Consider the following 14,907-nt stretch of genomic DNA (forward strand, 5'->3'; position numbering starts at 1 on the left):
ACATGATGGCACGCGAGCGTGAGAAAAACCTGAACCGCCGAGAGCTGCTGACAGCGGCCTGGCACAAGGCCGGGACCGGGAATGAGGCACACCGCCACCGCCGGTGGGTGCGCCCTCCATTTGCTCTGGCGGAACCCGCGTTTCTCAACGCATGCACCGGCTGCGGCGACTGCACCGCCGCCTGCCCCCATGATGTCATATTTACGCTTCCCCCCGCTGCCGGCCTCCGGTCCGAAGGCACTCCCGCCCTGAACCTGCTCAACCGGGGCTGTCACATGTGCGAGGACTGGCCTTGCGTAGCTGCCTGTAAGACTGGCGCCCTAGTGCCTCCCGAAGCCGACGAGGATGAACGACCGGACCTGCCCAAGCTCGCCCGTGCCGAAATCAATGTCGGCGCGTGTATTGCCTATTTCGGACCGGAATGCGGTGCCTGCGCCCATGCTTGCCCTGTCGACGGCGCACTCGATTGGGAAATGAGTACCCGACCGGTGATCCGGGCCGACCTGTGTACCGGATGTGCCCTCTGCCGCGAAGTGTGCATCGTGGACCCGAAAGCGATTGTGATCAGCGTTGGTATCCGCAGCCAGGAATCGGCGGAGGGCCCCTGATGCTGAAGTTCCGTCATCGGTGGATCAAAGCAAAACTCGCAACCACATTGAGGCGTTTTGTGTTCATGTTGAAGGACGATCCAAACCAGAAGCGCTTTATTGTCTTGCGGCTCTCCAAATCTCGCATTGCTTTGACTAAAAGTGGAAAGGCTTTGGGGTTGATCTGCGCACTATATTGCGGACCGGTAGCCGCAGGAAATCTGGATGGTGCAATCAGTCCTTATCTGAAAATGCACGCCGATGACGAGATTGAATGGCATCCCTGGTCGGACGGCGCACTCCAGCGTGCAGCAAAGGAACAGAAGCTTATCTTTCTCTCCATCGGTTACGCCACCTGCCACTGGTGTCACGTTCAGTCGCGCACGACTTATTCCGACGCGGCTGTGATATCGCTTCTGAACCGGCATTTTATAAGCATCCTCGTTGATCGCGAGGAACGACCGGACCTGGACCACCACTTTCTGCCGATCATGGCCGCCATGACCGGGCAAAGCGGATGGCCAGCAAATTTTATCCTGACGCCTGACCTGACACCACTATTTGCATCGGGATACATCGCGCCAGAACCGGAATACGGCGCGCCCGGTTTGCTGCAGGTCGCTCAGATGCTGAGCAGCAAGTGGGACCGCAACCGAGAGGCACTGCACAGCGAGGCCGAAGAAATCAAAAAGGAACTTTCCGCCCTCTTTGCAGCGCCGTCCAAGGATGCGGCCCAGCCCCGCGCGGACCCGCGCGCGGCGGCCCGCCGCGCCTGGGAGGCAAGTCTCGATCCGGACTTTGGTGGCTTCGGCAGAGGCCAGAAGTTTCTTTTGTCAAATGTGCTTTCGTTCCTCCTGCGCGAGGCTGTTCGCAAGAACGACTCCGATCTCATGTCCCGGGTAATGCTGACGCTTGATCACATGGCCGCAGGCGGCGTTCGCGACCAACTGGGAGGCGCCTTTCATCGTTACACGGTCGACCGTTATTGGCAGCTGCCGCATTTCGAGATCATGCTCGATGAGAACGCGTTGATGGCCATGCTCTATCTCGACGCGTTCAAGGCAACGGGTCAAGCTCGCTATGCAGCTGTCGCGCGGGACGTGCTGGAGGATCTGCTGGCGCGGTTCCGATTGCCGGAAGGCGGCTTTGCCACGGCACTGGATGCCGAGTCTGGCGGCGTCGAAGGCGGATATTACACTTGGACCGTCGAGGAGGTTCATGCCGTGCTGGGCCCCGAAGCGGCTGCGCTTTTTATGGACGCCTATTTGGACTCCGATTTCGGTTTGCTCAAGGGTCGGAGTGTTCTCAGATTGCGAAAGGAACCCAGCACGCTTCTCGACAGTCAGACCCGGCTCGCAGCAAGCATTGCTCGATTACGCGAGGCGCGCGCCAAGCGCTCGGCACCGCTTCGCGACGAGAAGGTGCTTACGTCCTGGAATGCCCTCACGGTCAGTGCGTTCGCAAAAGCGGCGCAAGTTCTGGAAGAACCTCGGTTCTACAAGGTCGCACAAGAAGAGATGGCCCGTCTGCTTTCCCAAACGGGCACCAAGGACCATCTCGTGCATAGCCGCCTTGGCAAGGTGCACGGTAATAAGGTCTTTCTGGACGATTACGCGTTTCTCGTGCAGGCCCTGCTCGACCTCTACGAAACCGATTACCGTGTCGGTCACCTCGACGAGGCCCATGAGTTGATGGAAACGCTTTTCTCTCTGTTTCAAATCGAGCCCGGAACCCCTTTCCACTTCGCGCCCGCAGATCAAGAAACCGACATCCCTACCCGTGCTGTCCTTGACGAGTTTGGCGCGCCATCGGGCAACGCTGCGGCGCTGACCGCCTTGAACCGATTGCTTCTCTATGGCGGCGAGGCTTCCTTTGAAGCCCGGCGTAACTCCCTCATGGAAACGGTTGGCCGATACGTCTCCGCATCCGGTTCCTCTGCCCCAGGATTGCTTGGCGCGCTGGACTACCAGCCAGCAGAAGCGCGGGAGATTGTGATCGTTGGGGATATCAATTCCGCTGCGACCCGTAGCTTGGTAAGGGAAGTGTACCGGCGCCTATTACTCGGCACCGTGGTGGCGGTTCTTCCACCGGATGCGCCCGAGGAAAACTTACGTTGGCCACTACTAAATCGTCGGCCGCTCCTTGCGGACAAGCCCACAGCCTATCTGTGCCGTAACCGGCTTTGCAACCTGCCGGTCGATACGCCCCAAGAGCTCGCGTCCCAACTCGACGCGATCGGCACCGGTGCTGAACAGTGAAATAGCACACTGGGACTGTAAAGTTATCGCTCCACCGCTTCTATCGATTGTAGAGCGTCTTGTAGGGCCCGTATTCCTTGGGTGCATCCCACCAACGTAAGCCGTTGCGGTTGATGAAGATTATTCCGCTTAACACACGCCGATCATCAACGCGAGGTTTGCCATGAGACTTTGGGAAGTAAGGTTCAAGACGCGCCATCCGGGCATCGGGCAACCAGAAAGGATCAGACATGTTCACCGCTCGTTTTTCAAGCCGTGAATCACACCCCTGATCGGAAATCAATTGGTCCTGAGCGTAACGAGAGAGAACGCCAGGCCGAGTTTTAACACAGCTTCAGCCCAAAGTGATCAATGCTGCATCGCGCATGGATGAAAGTGATTACTTGTACAGCTGACACTATGTGCGGTGTGATCGCCCCAGGGCTATCGGCTCTGCTTTTTCGAGACGTGAAGCGCTGAACCAACCACAGCCGATCTTCATTCGTGGTTTGGTTTTTCCTACGAATACTGGTACTTGGCCATGCAATTCATGTGCTGGATCGAACATCGAGGAAAACGGTGGCAGTGAGTGCTTTGTCGTCAAGTGACAACGGCGCTTAGCGATTCTCTGAAACTCAGTACACTCTCAAGTTCCTGAGATTCTCCCGAGCTTCTTTTTTCGACCATGCCAACAAGCTCGTTTGCCGCCTTTCGGCCCATCTCATGGTGCGGGACATGAACGGTGGTCAGGGGTGGAACAACAATCCGGGCCAGCTCGATATCATCAAATCCCGTGACCGATACGTCGCGTGGCACGTTCAGTCCCATGTTCCGCGCCTGCAAAAGTGCGCCTGCAGCAAGCACATCGTTGCCGCACATGACAACGGTTGGCCGAGCGCTCGAAGCCATCAACTGTTTAAACGCTTTCGCACCGCTGTCGATGTCGTAGGTCGTTTCGATGACGTTCAGGGTGTTCGGATCAAGCTTGGTCGCTTTTAACGCATCCTGAATACCTTGCAACCTTTGCGTTGCGCGGTCGTTTCCCTTTGTAACCCCGGAAATCACCCCGATGCGCCGGTGCCCCAGTTTCAGAACTTCGCCGGCCAGGGCAAACATAGAAGCGCGGTTGTCGAACCCGATCGAGACCTGTTCACTTTCCGCGGAAAAGGCCCAGGCGACCAGAGAAGGTATCTCTTGGCGTTCCAAGAAACGATAGATGGATGGGTCGCGATCGTAGCCGATCAACAACAAGCCTTCTGCACCGCGTGCCACCAGGGCGCGGATTTGCACTTCCTCGATTTCAGGCCGATAGGCTGAACTGGACACAAGAAGCGTGTACCCGTGACTCAGCAGCTCTTCCTGAAAGGCCTGAAGGCCGCGGGCGAAGATTGCGTTTTCCATCGTAGGAATGATTGCACCGATCGTGAAGGTGCGCTTGGCGGCCATCACGCGTGCGCCAAAATTCGGAGTATAGCCCAGATCATCCACGGCCTGCATGACGCGTTTGCGTGTGCTTTCCGTCACGCGATCTGGGGAATTCAGACAGCGCGATACCGTCGCGGTCGACACCGCAGCCGCCTTTGCAACGTCGTCCAGTGTTGGGGTGGTCTTCATGACTGCCATACTCAAATCCAAACCCGTGTTAGGCCATTCTTACCATTGTATCAACGACTAAGCATTAAACAATGTAAGCGCTTGCATAAAGAGCATGTAAGGGCTTACATTGGTGAAGCAACCGATTCTTTCTGGAGCCTCACCCATGTTTCTCGCAGCATCTGTCGTCGTGTTTGTCTTTTACTTTGCAAACGTGGCTTTGGGCGCATTCGCGGGCAGCGCTTTCCTGGGTGATGTCGGGGAAATGCTGGTTCTATTCGCGGCGTCCATTCTGTTCGTCGTTGCAATTCTGAAAAAGGAAGCCGACCGGAAGAACAACAACGACGGCTCAAAGTCCAATGGGAGGACTACTGATGGATAAAGATCGTAAGGAGATGGTTTCGGCCGAGCGCCGCAACTTTTTGAAGCTTTCGACAAGCGGGGCCTTCACGGCTGCGATGGTCGCCGGTGCCGGTGGTATGCTTTGGTCATCCAAGGCGGTGGCACAAACTGCCAACGAAGAGCGCGAGCGTGAAAAAGCGGCTGAGCATGTGATGACGGTGGCGACGGCCTATGTTCTGGGTGCCTCGCGCAGCTATCCGATCATGCAGCTGGACCTGAAAGAGAACATCCAGAACGCCACCAACGGCAAGGTGTACGTCAAGCTTGCCCCTGGCGGCCAGTTGGGTGCCGGCGGTGCATTGGTGCAGAAAGTACAAGGCGGCACGATCCAGGCGGCACAGCATTCTCTGTCGAACTTCGCGCCGTTCGCGTCGACCGTGGACCTGATCAACATGCCGTATCTGTGCGGTTCGAACCAGCGGTTCACGAACCTTGTCACCTCCGACTACTGGAATGCAGAAGTGCACCCCAAGGTCGAGGCGGCCGGTTTCAAGGCGCTGTTTTATGTAAACATCGACCCACGCGTTGTCGCGGTGCGCAAAGGTGGCGCCGGTGCGGTACTAAGCCCGGGCGATCTGTCGGGTGTGAAGTTCCGGGTGCCCGGGTCCAAGATGTTGCAGCAGTATTACCGGATGGTCGGCGCCAACCCGACTCCGGTGGCCTGGGGCGAGACACCGTCGGCGATCAAACAGGGCGTGGCCGATGCTCTCGATCCGTCGGTCGGCGCGCTTTATGTCTTTGGTTTCAAGGACATCCTGAGCCACGTTACCTTCACCCAGGCGGTGCCGGACAGCCAAGTTTATTCGTGCAACCTGGAATGGTTCAACTCAATGCCAGGCGATGTCCAGGATGGCATCATGTGGGCCGCCGAGATGACCGGCCACCAGAACCTGTCCAAAGTACCTTCAGCGCGTGCCTATGCGATGGCCGAGCTGGCAAAGGCTGGCGTCGAGTTCCATTCTCTGAGCGGAGATCAGCTGGCCGAGTGGAAAGACGCCGGGGGTTACCAGCGGTCCGAGTGGGATGAGTTCAAAACGGAACTTGCCGGGTCGATGGATGCCTTTGCCAAGCTTGAAGAAGCGGCGGGCACGCAAGGCAAGTATTACGTGCACGACGCCTAACCCAAGACAGCGGGCGCTCCATCGAGCGCCCGTTTTTCCTGCCTCAGCAATATCCGCCAATCCGCCTGGGCGGGTCGGCCTGCTGTACTCAGAAGAAAGGAAAAGACGTGGACGTATTGCGCCGAATTGACCGCGACGCCGAACGCTGGCTGTTGTTGGTCTTCTACGTGATGTTGGTCGCCACGATGTCGATCGAAGTGTTGCGGCGTGAGGTCTTTTCCTACTCCTCGATCTGGGGCGAAGAGATCGTGCGATACTCGTTCATCTATCTCGCCTGGATCGGGGCCTCTGCTGCCGTCAAGGAACGCGCGCATATCCGGATCGATGTCGTGATGCACTATCTAGGTCCACGCCCCAAGGCGCTTTTGTATATTTTCGGTGATCTGGTGATGTTCGCCGTCGCGATTATCGCTCTCTACTGGTCCTACGAGGCCGTTCATGTCTCAGCCAAATTCGGGTCGGTTACCGATGGCCTCAGGGTTTCCAAGGTCTGGTTTCTGATGGCGGTGCCCCTGGGATTTGCCATGATGATGGTCCGGCTTGTGCAATCCTTCCTGCGCGATTTTCGATCCCTTCGAGACGGCACGCCCGTTTTTGAAGGCGACAAACTGTTTGATTAAGGAGCGTCAAGATGCTTTGGAACACTCTTAATCAGACGGTCGAGTTGGGCTGGGATTTCTATCTGCCCGTGATCATGTTCGTGACCCTCATCGCGTTGGCAGTCCCGGTCTGGGCCGCCATTGGCGCGGCCGCGATCACCATGTTGTTCATGTCGGGCGACCTGCCGCTCAGTCTGGTGGGTGAAAGCCTGTTTGCTGGGATTGACGCATTCGCACTCACTGCTGTGCCGTTGTTCATCCTGACCGGCGACGTCTTGGTCCGCACCGGGTTATCACGCAAATTCCTCGATGTGGCCGAGGCGTTGACTTACTTTGCCAAAGGTGGCTTCGGGTCGGCCACGGTGCTGGTCTGCGGAATGTTCGCTGCAATCTCGGGTTCAGACGCCGCGGGTGCCGCGGCGGTGGGACGTATGACAATCGATCGATTGGTCGAAAGCGGCTATCCACGTCCGTACGCCTGCGCACTGGTCGCGGCCGGCGCATGTACCGGCATCCTGATCCCACCATCCATCGCCTACATCATCATCGGTCTTGTCCTGGGCATATCAGCGTCCACGCTGTTCTTGGCAGCCCTGATACCCGGCCTCGCTATTCTGGTGGCCATCCTGATCACAAACCTGATCATGAACCGTATCTACGCCTACGAGGGTGGCGGCATGATGACTGCAGGCGAATGGTTCGCAAACCTTGGAAGGTCGCTCAAATCAGGTTGGTACGCCTTTATCGTGCCCGGCATCATTTTCTACGGTATCTTCTCGGGCCGATTGACCCCGACCGAGGCCGGTGCGACCGCCGTTGTGGTGACAATCATCATGGGCTTCATTCTGGACACCCTGAGATTATCAGACTTTCCCGCCATGCTGGTCAGCTCGGCCAAGGTGAACGGAGTGATTCTTCCCATCATTGCCTTTTCCGCGCCTCTGGCAGAAGCACTGGCGATCATGGGCGTGCCGCAGGGGTTTGTAACGTCGGTCACTGCTTTGACCGATGACCCTTATGTCCTGATCCTTTTGATGATCGGCATTCTGATCGCGGCGGGATGCGTCATGGAGACAACCCCGAATATCGTGATCCTGGCGCCGATCCTGAAGCCCCTAGCAGACAATATCGGGATGAACGAAATCCAATTCTGCATCATGATGATCACGGCCCTCGGTGTCGGGTTCATCACTCCTCCGTTGGGTTTGAACCTCTTCGTGGTGTCCGGAATTACGGGTGAGTCGATCCTCAAGATTGCGGCGCGTGCCGTACCATACGTCCTGTGCATGTTCATCGTGGTGCTGCTCATTGCCTATGTGCCTGCGGTATCCACGACGCTCCTTCCAAAAATCTACCAATAGGTCTTGTTGAAAATGACACGTGAATACCTGAAGAAAGCCACCCTCACCGCGAAGTCGGACGCGTCTGAGGTTCATGAAACCGTCAAGGCCATTCTGACTGATATCGAGGCCGGAGGAGACCAGGCCGCGCTGGACTACGCCGCCAAGTTCGACAAGTACGAGGGCAGCGTGATCCTCAATGCTGACGAGATCGAGGCGGCCTGTGCGCTGGTGCCGGAAAAACTCAAGCAAGACATACAGTTTGCGCATGACAACGTGAAACGTTTTGCGCAAATGCAGAAAGCCACAGTCTCGGATGTCGAACTGGAAGTGGTGCCGGGTCTAATCGCCGGACAAAAGGCGATCCCGGTAGACGCGGCGGGATGTTACGTGCCGGGCGGGCGCTACAGCCATATTGCGTCTGCGATCATGACCGTAACCACCGCCAAGGTGGCCGGGTGCCATCATATCACTGCCTGTTCACCGCCGCATCCCGGTGTCGGCGTTGCCCCGGCGATTGTCTATGCCGCGAATATTTGTGGCGCCGACAAGATCATGGCGATGGGCGGCGTACAGGGCGTGGCCGCCATGACTTTTGGCCTGTTTGGGTTACCAAAAGCCAAGATCCTGGTAGGCCCTGGCAACCAGTTTGTGGCCGAAGCCAAGCGCATCCTGTTTGGCCGCGTGGGCATCGACATGATCGCCGGACCGACCGACAGCCTGATCCTGGCGGATGTCGGCGCTGATGCGCATATCGTCGCCACCGACCTCGTCAGTCAGGCCGAGCATGGTTACAACTCTCCGGTCTGGCTGGTCACGGACACGCGGGCACTGGCGGAAAAGGTTATGGAGCTGGTGCCCCGGCTGATCAATGACCTGCCAGACGTGAACCGCCAGAACGCCACCGCCGCTTGGCGGGACTATGCCGAGGTGATTCTGTGCGCCGACCGCGAGGAAATGGCGGCAACGTCGGACGCTTATGCGCCCGAGCATCTGACGGTGCAGGCTGATGACCTCGACTGGTGGTTGGAACGTCTGACCTGCTATGGCTCGTTGTTTTTGGGCGAGGAAACTACCGTGTCATACGGCGACAAGGCGGCGGGTACAAACCACGTGCTACCGACCTCCGGCGCGGCCAGCTATACCGGAGGCCTGAGCGTGCACAAGTACATGAAAATTGTCACGTGGCAGCGGGCCACCCGTGAAGGATCCAAACCCGTGGCCGAGGCCACCGCACGGATCGCGCGGCTCGAAGGCATGGAGGGGCATGCCCGCGCGGCGGATGTCCGGCTGGCCAAGTATTTTCCCGATGAAAAGTTCGATCTGACGGCCAATGGTTGATCCGCGTAAATTGTTTGACCTCACGGGCCGAGTTGCCTGTGTGACCGGGGCCAGTTCGGGCCTGGGCAGGCAGGCGGCCACGGTTCTGACCGCAGCGGGCGCAAATGTGGTGGGCGTTGCCCGGCGCAAGGAGCCGCTGGAGGCCTGGCAATCCGACACCGGATTGTCGGCCGCATATGTTGTGGCCGACATGGCGGATCGGGACGCTGTGTCGGTGCTGTACGAAAAACTGTCAAAGCCGTTTGGCGCACCCGACATTGTGGTCCATGCGGCCGGGATGAATACGCGGCAGGCAGCAGATGATGTCACCCCCGAGGGATGGGATGCAACGCTGGCCCTAAACCTTTCAGTGCCTTTTTTTCTGAGCCAGGCCATGGTGCCCGCTATGAAGGCCAAAGGTTGGGGCCGGATCGTCAATTTCGCCTCGCTTCAGACAACGCGTGCCTTTCCCGGCGGGATCGCCTATGGCGCCAGCAAGGCCGGGATCGGCCAGCTAACCCGCGCCATGGCCGAAGCCTGGTCGCCTTTTGGCATCACCGCAAACGCGATTGGCCCCGGGTTCTTTCCAACGGAACTGACCGAGGCGGTCTTTGCTGATCCTGATCGCGCCGAACGCAACGCGGCGCAAACCTGCATCGGCCGAAACGGCCGGATGGAAGATCTGGACGGGCCTTTGCTGTTCTTGTGCTCGAATGCGTCCAGCTATGTGACGGGCCAGATTCTCATGGTCGACGGGGGGTTCACTGCAAAATGAAGGCTTTGGTCTACCTGGGAAGTGAAACGCTGGGCTATCGTGATGTGCCGGATCCCCAGCCCGCGGCGGATGAACACCTGATCCGGGTTGAAGCTGTGGGCATCTGCGGATCAGACATGCATGCCTATCTGGGCCATGACGCGCGTCGACCCGCGCCCCTGATACTGGGGCACGAAGCCGCCGGCACGATTGAAGGTGGTCCGCGGGACGGGGACCGCGTGACTGTCAATCCATTGGTAACATGCGGCGCTTGTGCTGCCTGCAAAAGCGGCAGGGAAAACCTTTGCCCGACACGCCAGATCATCTCGATGCAACCACGTGAAGGCGCGTTCGCCCAATATATCGCGATGCCGAGCCAGAACCTGATCACCGTGCCGGAAAACGTCGCCTTGGCAACGGCCGCACTGGTAGAACCCCTGGCGGTAAGCTGGCATGCTGCGCGCCTCGCACTTGAGGCGCGGCCCCCGCAAACGGACTGCAATGCACTGGTCATCGGCGGTGGTGCGATCGGCTTGGCTGCGGCGCTGGCGCTGCGTGCGATGGGTGCGTCAGATGTGACGATTGTTGAGCCCAACGACAAACGCCGCGCCTTTCTTTCCGAGACATGTGGCGAACACGTGGTGGCCAAAGTGGATGAACAATTCCCGGTGATCATCGACGCCGTCGGCTACGCCGCGACGCGCGCAATTGCCTCTGCGTTGGCGGAACCAGGCGGTGTGATTGCGCATGTCGGCCTGGGCGAGGATGCAGACGGTCTCGACGTGCGCCGAATGACTCTGCAGGAAATCACCTTTGTCGGCACCTATACCTATACGACTCAGGACTTTAGCCAGACCGCTCAGGCCATTTTCGATGGCCGCTTGGGCGCATTGAACTGGTTCGAAATGCGGTCATTGGACGAGGGAGCGCAAGCGTTCAGGGATTTGCGTTCGGGTGCCGTGGCGGCGCCCAAGATTGTTCTGGATCCCTGGAACTAAGCCCATGATGGAGAGACATGATGTACACAAAAATCCTTGTGCCGATGGCGCTTGACCACGGCATTTCGCCCCAAACTCTGGAAGTGGCGGAAGCATTATGCGGTTCGGGTGGAGAGATCGTGGCCCTGCACGTCTATGAAGCGCCCCATGGTACGGTGAGCGTCTATCTTGATGAAGACGCGGTCAGGGCAAGCTATGCCCGCGCGAACGCCGAATTGGAGGAAAAGCTCGTGGGCCTTCCCCATGTCAAACCCGTGATGATCAAGGGGCACTCGGCGCGCGGCATCATCGACTACGCCGCATCGAACGGCTTTGATTGCATCGTCATCGGCTCTCACAAGCCAGGCCTGAGTGATTACTTCCTCGGCTCGACCGCGGCGCGGGTTGTTCGGCATGCACCCTGTGCCGTGCATGTTCACCGCGACAACAGCAACTGATCTTACCCAACAGCGCGGGCCGGTTGGCCCTACAGAAAGGCTTCCCAGAATGAATATCGACAAGAAGATCGTGGATGATCTTGTTGCCAACGACATTTCCTTCGTAACCACGGTTCCGTGCAAACAGCTTGCCGGCGTGATCGACGAGGTTGAGGCACGCGACGAGATATTTCACATCCCCTCCAACAAGGAAGACGAGGGGATGGGCTTGTGCGCCGGTGCTTACATGGGCGGCAGGCGGCCAGCGATCATCATGCAGAACACCGCGATCGGCGTGACGATCAACACACTCGCCACGCTGATCCAGTACTATCGCATGCCACTTCCGATGCTGATTTCCTATCGCGGAGAACTACGCGAGCCTGTGGCCTGCCAGGTGGAAATGGCGGTGCACACCAAGGCGCTCTTGGCGCAGATGAACATCCCCACCTACCATTTCCACAAGCAATCCGACGTGGACGAACTGGATATGATCCTGAATTACACCTTCATGTGCAACAAGCCGGTCGCGATCCTGACCGACGCAAGCTTCTGGGGAGGCTATGGCGACCAATGATTCGTTCTGAAATCCTGAAAGACATTGCCCCGATCCTGCGTGACCAACTGGTCGTCTGTAATATCGGCATCCCCAGCCAGGAGTTGCACGCCATCGACGATCAGCCCAGCAACTTTTACATGCTCGGCACCATGGGGCTGGCCTCGTCCATCGGACTGGGCCTTGCGCTTGCGCAACCCAAGCCGGTGATCGCGATTGACGGGGACGGCTCTGTCCTGACCAACCTTGGCACGCTGCCGACCATCGCCAACAACGTGGCCGACAACTACATCCTGCTGATCATCGACAACGGGTCGTATGGGTCAACTGGCGATCAACCGACCTATGCGGGGAAGAAAACCCGGCTGGAAGACGTCGCCGCGGCCTGTGGATGTGAGAACGTCGTCACCTGTGCGGCCGAGGACACCGGCAAGGTCCTGCGGGCGGCATTGGATGGCGGCAAGATGACAGTCATCGTTGTCAAATGCGAAAGCGGCAATGCAAAACATCCGGTCATCACGATGGATCCCGTCGTAATCCGTGATCGCTTCATGAAAGCCGTACAGGCCTGAGCCATGTCCACCGCAGCGCATATTCATTCAGCCGAAGATGCGCGGCGGCTGGCCCGTCGCCGCCTTCCGTGGATGGTGTTCGACTATATTGACGGCGCGGCCGGGGCCGAGACCGGTGTGCTTCGCAATCGGGCAGAGATCGATGCAATGACGCTCACCCCGCGCATTTTGCGTGATGTGAGTACCCGGTCGCTGGCCACGACCCTGTTTGGCGCCACGACCGAACGTCCCTTTGGCATCGCGCCGATGGGCATGTGCAACCTGGCGGCCCCGGGCGCGGACCTGATGTTGGCACGCCTGGCAGCGCGGTACAAAGTGCCGCACGGCGTATCGACCGTTGCTTCCACGCCGCTTGAACGTATCATCGAGGTCGCTGAAGGCCACGCATGGTTCCAGATCTACTTCAGCGGAGACGGCACCGGCACGTTCAAACTCGTGGAACGCGCGCGTCAGGTTGGATATCAGACCTTGGTGCTAACCGTCGATGTTCCGGAAGTTGGCCGCCGCCCGCGCGAACTCCGCCATGGGTTCAAGATGCCTTTCCGCATCGGTTTGCGTCAGTTTGCGGATTTTGCCCTTCACCCCCGTTGGTCGCTTGCCGCCTTGTTCAGGGGCAAGCCTCAAATGGGGAACTTCTGCATGCCCGGGTACGAGTTTAACCGGACCGAGAGCCGTGCCCGCGCCGATTGGGACACGCTAAAGCAGATGCGAGATGCCTGGCCCGGCAATCTTGTTGTCAAAGGCGTGCTTGACCTGGAAGATGCAGCACGGCTCAAGGCACAGGGCGTTGATGCGATCCAAGTGTCCAGCCATGGTGCCCGACAGCTGGAAAGCGCACCCGCGCCGTTTGGCCTCATCCCGAGTTTCCGAGACACGTTGGGGTCGGAATTCCCGTTGTTCTTCGACAGTGGCCTGCGGTCCGGTGAAGATGCCCTGAAGGCTCTGACATGCGGAGCCGACTTTGTCTTCTTCGGGCGTGTTCTGCAATATGCCATCGCGGCCGCGGGCGAACCCGGTTTGGCGCGGCTTTGGGAAGTGTTGAGCGACGAGCTTAGCATCGCCATGGCGCAAATGGGCATGAACCATTTGAGTCGAGAGCTTTCTCGCTGATCCCAAGGAAACCGTTATTGGATAGCATTCGTCCGCGAGGCGAAACCAGGTTTTTGACAGCTCACAGTGAACACTCAGCCTCATTGTTTCTTACAGGGATCTGCTGCAGAGTTTTGATCATTTGCATTCGCGCGGCTAGAGCATGCCCGACTAGCGGTGGTAACCAGTTGGTGGACCACTTTCAGGGGGCTACTCCGGCCGCCCATCAAGCCGATCGAAATCAGCATGCCGGTCTTTCTACCGATTTTGTCTCCGATATGGCCAAAAAGAACACCGTCTAGTGGGCGGGCCAGAAATCCAAGGGCAAAGACTCCAAAGGAAGCCAGCAGTGATGCCGTCGGATCATCTGCGGGAAAGAAATGTTTGCCAATGATCGCCGCCAGGAAACCGTAAATTGCAAGATCGTACCACTCCAGCACATAGCCCACAGTGGCAGCTGTGAAATTAACTGGATTGGAAATCCCGAGAGATCTTTTCAATCGCAATCCACTTGGTAAGTCTGTTCAGACATATTTCATTTCCCACTCGGCGGGACCGATAATTTGCATAAGGACTTTCGTACCAAGCGAGGCACCGCTGAGTGATCCAATGTGCGGCAGGTCGCCATCATAGGTCAGGGTCCAACCCTGGTTCGGCGGGCAATTGATTTCCAACCGAAATGAACCATAATCCGGAATTTTCTGACGCAGGACCACGCCATTTCCGGAAAGCACATGCATTACTTCGTCGACACCTGTTTGTGTCAGGCTGCGATTGACGTGGAAACGGTCAAAACGTGTATAGTCGATCCCTTCCAACACCTGGTAGAGTTGGGGATATGTTACTTCGTGAGTTTTGTCGGTCGTTGAAAGAAGCCCACCCCCATCCGTTCCAGGCGTTCGTCCTGCGGTGTCGATGCACTCCAGAAGCCGTTCGCGTGACCATAGAAAATGGTCCTGAACATTCTGGCTCTGCTCATGATCCAAACTATCAACGTCCAATAGGGCGCGAATTTGAGCAGGGGCGGAGGCCGTATCGAGAGGCCAAACATACGCGCCCACTCTTTGTAAGACAGTATTGATTTCTTCCCCGTCGCAGACGGCAGCATCGCCGTCAGGCAACCAAAGTCGAAGATTATCAGGAGCTTCTCTGCTCATATGTCAGGCTCCTAGGGTCAGGACTCATAGCCAATAGATAACGAGTGCTGCGAGGGCGATTGCTGACAGGAAGACCTTCGGGCACCTGTCGTAGCGGGTTGCCACACGCCGCCAATCCTTCAACCTGCCGAACATGATCTCGATCCGGTTGCGCCGTTTGTAACGA

General features: G+C 58.0%; 17 protein-coding genes and 1 pseudogene. 13 read left to right on the top strand and 5 right to left on the bottom strand.

The genetic code is table 11. The features are described 5' to 3' along the window. The first annotated feature begins 5 nt into the window (after positions 1-5). A complete protein-coding gene (locus ACR0AO_RS22435; RefSeq protein ID WP_480608691.1) occupies positions 6-608 on the top strand; it encodes a 4Fe-4S dicluster domain-containing protein in 603 nt (200 codons plus the stop codon). Next, positions 608-2,845 carry a thioredoxin domain-containing protein gene (locus ACR0AO_RS22440; protein WP_480608692.1) on the top strand — a complete coding sequence of 746 codons (2,238 nt, stop codon included), beginning with the start codon at positions 608-610 and terminating at the stop codon, positions 2,843-2,845. The genes ACR0AO_RS22435 and ACR0AO_RS22440 overlap by 1 nt, the downstream gene beginning before the upstream one ends. A gap of 43 nt (positions 2,846-2,888) precedes the next feature. On the opposite strand, the pseudogene ACR0AO_RS22445 reads toward ACR0AO_RS22440, so the two are convergent. Both ACR0AO_RS22445 and ACR0AO_RS22450 read right to left on the bottom strand, forming a co-directional pair. Next, positions 2,889-3,077: pseudogene (locus ACR0AO_RS22445) on the bottom strand (transposase); the annotation flags it as partial. Between the two features lie 347 nt (positions 3,078-3,424). Further along, positions 3,425-4,447, bottom strand: a complete 1,023-nt coding sequence (locus ACR0AO_RS22450) for a LacI family DNA-binding transcriptional regulator (RefSeq protein WP_480608694.1) — start codon at positions 4,445-4,447, stop codon at positions 3,425-3,427. A gap of 136 nt (positions 4,448-4,583) precedes the next feature. Here ACR0AO_RS22450 and ACR0AO_RS22455 point away from each other — a divergent pair, with 136 nt between their 5' ends. The 11 genes from ACR0AO_RS22455 (at position 4,584) to ACR0AO_RS22505 (ending at position 13,605) form a co-directional block, all read left to right on the top strand. Next, positions 4,584-4,799, top strand: coding sequence for a hypothetical protein (locus tag ACR0AO_RS22455; protein WP_480608696.1), 216 nt, complete (start codon positions 4,584-4,586; stop codon positions 4,797-4,799). Continuing rightward, positions 4,792-5,940, top strand: a complete 1,149-nt coding sequence (locus tag ACR0AO_RS22460) for a TRAP transporter substrate-binding protein (protein WP_480608697.1) — start codon at positions 4,792-4,794, stop codon at positions 5,938-5,940. The genes ACR0AO_RS22455 and ACR0AO_RS22460 overlap by 8 nt, the downstream gene beginning before the upstream one ends. Positions 5,941-6,047: 107 nt before the next feature. Beyond that, positions 6,048-6,560 (top strand): TRAP transporter small permease, encoded by a 513-nt coding sequence (locus tag ACR0AO_RS22465; protein WP_480608699.1) that lies wholly within the window; start codon positions 6,048-6,050, stop codon positions 6,558-6,560. An 11-nt stretch (positions 6,561-6,571) separates the two neighbouring features. Further along, positions 6,572-7,900: a TRAP transporter large permease gene (locus ACR0AO_RS22470; protein ID WP_480608700.1), complete on the top strand. Its 1,329-nt coding sequence runs from the start codon at positions 6,572-6,574 to the stop codon at positions 7,898-7,900. 12 nt (positions 7,901-7,912) lie between these two features. After that, positions 7,913-9,220 carry a histidinol dehydrogenase gene (hisD, locus tag ACR0AO_RS22475; protein WP_480608702.1) on the top strand — a complete coding sequence of 436 codons (1,308 nt, stop codon included), beginning with the start codon at positions 7,913-7,915 and terminating at the stop codon, positions 9,218-9,220. Further along, entirely contained in the window at positions 9,213-9,974 is a 762-nt protein-coding gene (locus ACR0AO_RS22480; protein WP_480608703.1) for an SDR family NAD(P)-dependent oxidoreductase, read from the top strand. The genes hisD and ACR0AO_RS22480 overlap by 8 nt, the downstream gene beginning before the upstream one ends. Continuing rightward, a complete protein-coding gene (locus ACR0AO_RS22485) occupies positions 9,971-10,951 on the top strand; it encodes a zinc-dependent alcohol dehydrogenase (protein ID WP_480608705.1) in 981 nt (326 codons plus the stop codon). Before ACR0AO_RS22480 ends, ACR0AO_RS22485 begins: the two co-directional genes overlap by 4 nt. Positions 10,952-10,971: 20 nt before the next feature. Continuing rightward, on the top strand, positions 10,972-11,388 hold the full coding sequence (locus ACR0AO_RS22490; protein WP_480608707.1) for a universal stress protein: 417 nt from the start codon (positions 10,972-10,974) through the stop codon (positions 11,386-11,388). 49 nt (positions 11,389-11,437) lie between these two features. After that, the gene (gene comD, locus ACR0AO_RS22495) at positions 11,438-11,944 is read left to right on the top strand and encodes a sulfopyruvate decarboxylase subunit alpha (RefSeq protein WP_480608708.1); all 507 of its coding nucleotides are present in this window, start codon (positions 11,438-11,440) and stop codon (positions 11,942-11,944) included. Continuing rightward, on the top strand, positions 11,941-12,495 hold the full coding sequence (gene comE, locus ACR0AO_RS22500; RefSeq protein WP_480608710.1) for a sulfopyruvate decarboxylase subunit beta: 555 nt from the start codon (positions 11,941-11,943) through the stop codon (positions 12,493-12,495). Before comD ends, comE begins: the two co-directional genes overlap by 4 nt. Positions 12,496-12,498: 3 nt before the next feature. After that, the gene (locus ACR0AO_RS22505; RefSeq protein WP_480608712.1) at positions 12,499-13,605 is read left to right on the top strand and encodes an alpha-hydroxy acid oxidase; all 1,107 of its coding nucleotides are present in this window, start codon (positions 12,499-12,501) and stop codon (positions 13,603-13,605) included. A gap of 80 nt (positions 13,606-13,685) precedes the next feature. Here the strand turns inward: ACR0AO_RS22505 and ACR0AO_RS22510 are convergent, their stop codons facing one another. From ACR0AO_RS22510 to ACR0AO_RS22520, 3 genes are all read right to left on the bottom strand, one after another. Continuing rightward, the gene (locus ACR0AO_RS22510; RefSeq protein WP_480608713.1) at positions 13,686-14,084 is read right to left on the bottom strand and encodes an MFS transporter; all 399 of its coding nucleotides are present in this window, start codon (positions 14,082-14,084) and stop codon (positions 13,686-13,688) included. 24 nt (positions 14,085-14,108) lie between these two features. Further along, the gene (locus tag ACR0AO_RS22515; protein ID WP_480608715.1) at positions 14,109-14,741 is read right to left on the bottom strand and encodes a hypothetical protein; all 633 of its coding nucleotides are present in this window, start codon (positions 14,739-14,741) and stop codon (positions 14,109-14,111) included. Between the two features lie 24 nt (positions 14,742-14,765). Next, positions 14,766-14,907 (bottom strand): transposase (locus ACR0AO_RS22520; RefSeq protein WP_480608717.1); only part of this gene is annotated, 142 nt, incomplete at its 5' end.

Source organism: Ruegeria sp. AF8 (genome assembly GCF_056541825.1).

Excerpts from the sequence above, each read along its gene's own strand:
- ACR0AO_RS22460 (WP_480608697.1), top strand. The coding sequence starts at position 4,792 with ATGGATAAAGATCGTAAGGAGATGGTTTCGGCCGAGCGCCGCAACTTT.
- ACR0AO_RS22515 (WP_480608715.1), bottom strand. The coding sequence starts at position 14,741 with ATGAGCAGAGAAGCTCCTGATAATCTTCGACTTTGGTTGCCTGACGGC.
- ACR0AO_RS22485 (WP_480608705.1), top strand. The coding sequence starts at position 9,971 with ATGAAGGCTTTGGTCTACCTGGGAAGTGAAACGCTGGGCTATCGTGAT.
- ACR0AO_RS22470 (WP_480608700.1), top strand. The coding sequence starts at position 6,572 with ATGCTTTGGAACACTCTTAATCAGACGGTCGAGTTGGGCTGGGATTTC.
- ACR0AO_RS22480 (WP_480608703.1), top strand. The coding sequence starts at position 9,213 with ATGGTTGATCCGCGTAAATTGTTTGACCTCACGGGCCGAGTTGCCTGT.
- ACR0AO_RS22505 (WP_480608712.1), top strand. The coding sequence starts at position 12,499 with ATGTCCACCGCAGCGCATATTCATTCAGCCGAAGATGCGCGGCGGCTG.
- ACR0AO_RS22455 (WP_480608696.1), top strand. The coding sequence starts at position 4,584 with ATGTTTCTCGCAGCATCTGTCGTCGTGTTTGTCTTTTACTTTGCAAAC.
- ACR0AO_RS22440 (WP_480608692.1), top strand. The coding sequence starts at position 608 with ATGCTGAAGTTCCGTCATCGGTGGATCAAAGCAAAACTCGCAACCACA.
- ACR0AO_RS22450 (WP_480608694.1), bottom strand. The coding sequence starts at position 4,447 with ATGGCAGTCATGAAGACCACCCCAACACTGGACGACGTTGCAAAGGCG.
- comD (WP_480608708.1), top strand. The coding sequence starts at position 11,438 with ATGAATATCGACAAGAAGATCGTGGATGATCTTGTTGCCAACGACATT.
- hisD (WP_480608702.1), top strand. The coding sequence starts at position 7,913 with ATGACACGTGAATACCTGAAGAAAGCCACCCTCACCGCGAAGTCGGAC.
- comE (WP_480608710.1), top strand. The coding sequence starts at position 11,941 with ATGATTCGTTCTGAAATCCTGAAAGACATTGCCCCGATCCTGCGTGAC.
- ACR0AO_RS22435 (WP_480608691.1), top strand. The coding sequence starts at position 6 with ATGGCACGCGAGCGTGAGAAAAACCTGAACCGCCGAGAGCTGCTGACA.
- ACR0AO_RS22490 (WP_480608707.1), top strand. The coding sequence starts at position 10,972 with ATGTACACAAAAATCCTTGTGCCGATGGCGCTTGACCACGGCATTTCG.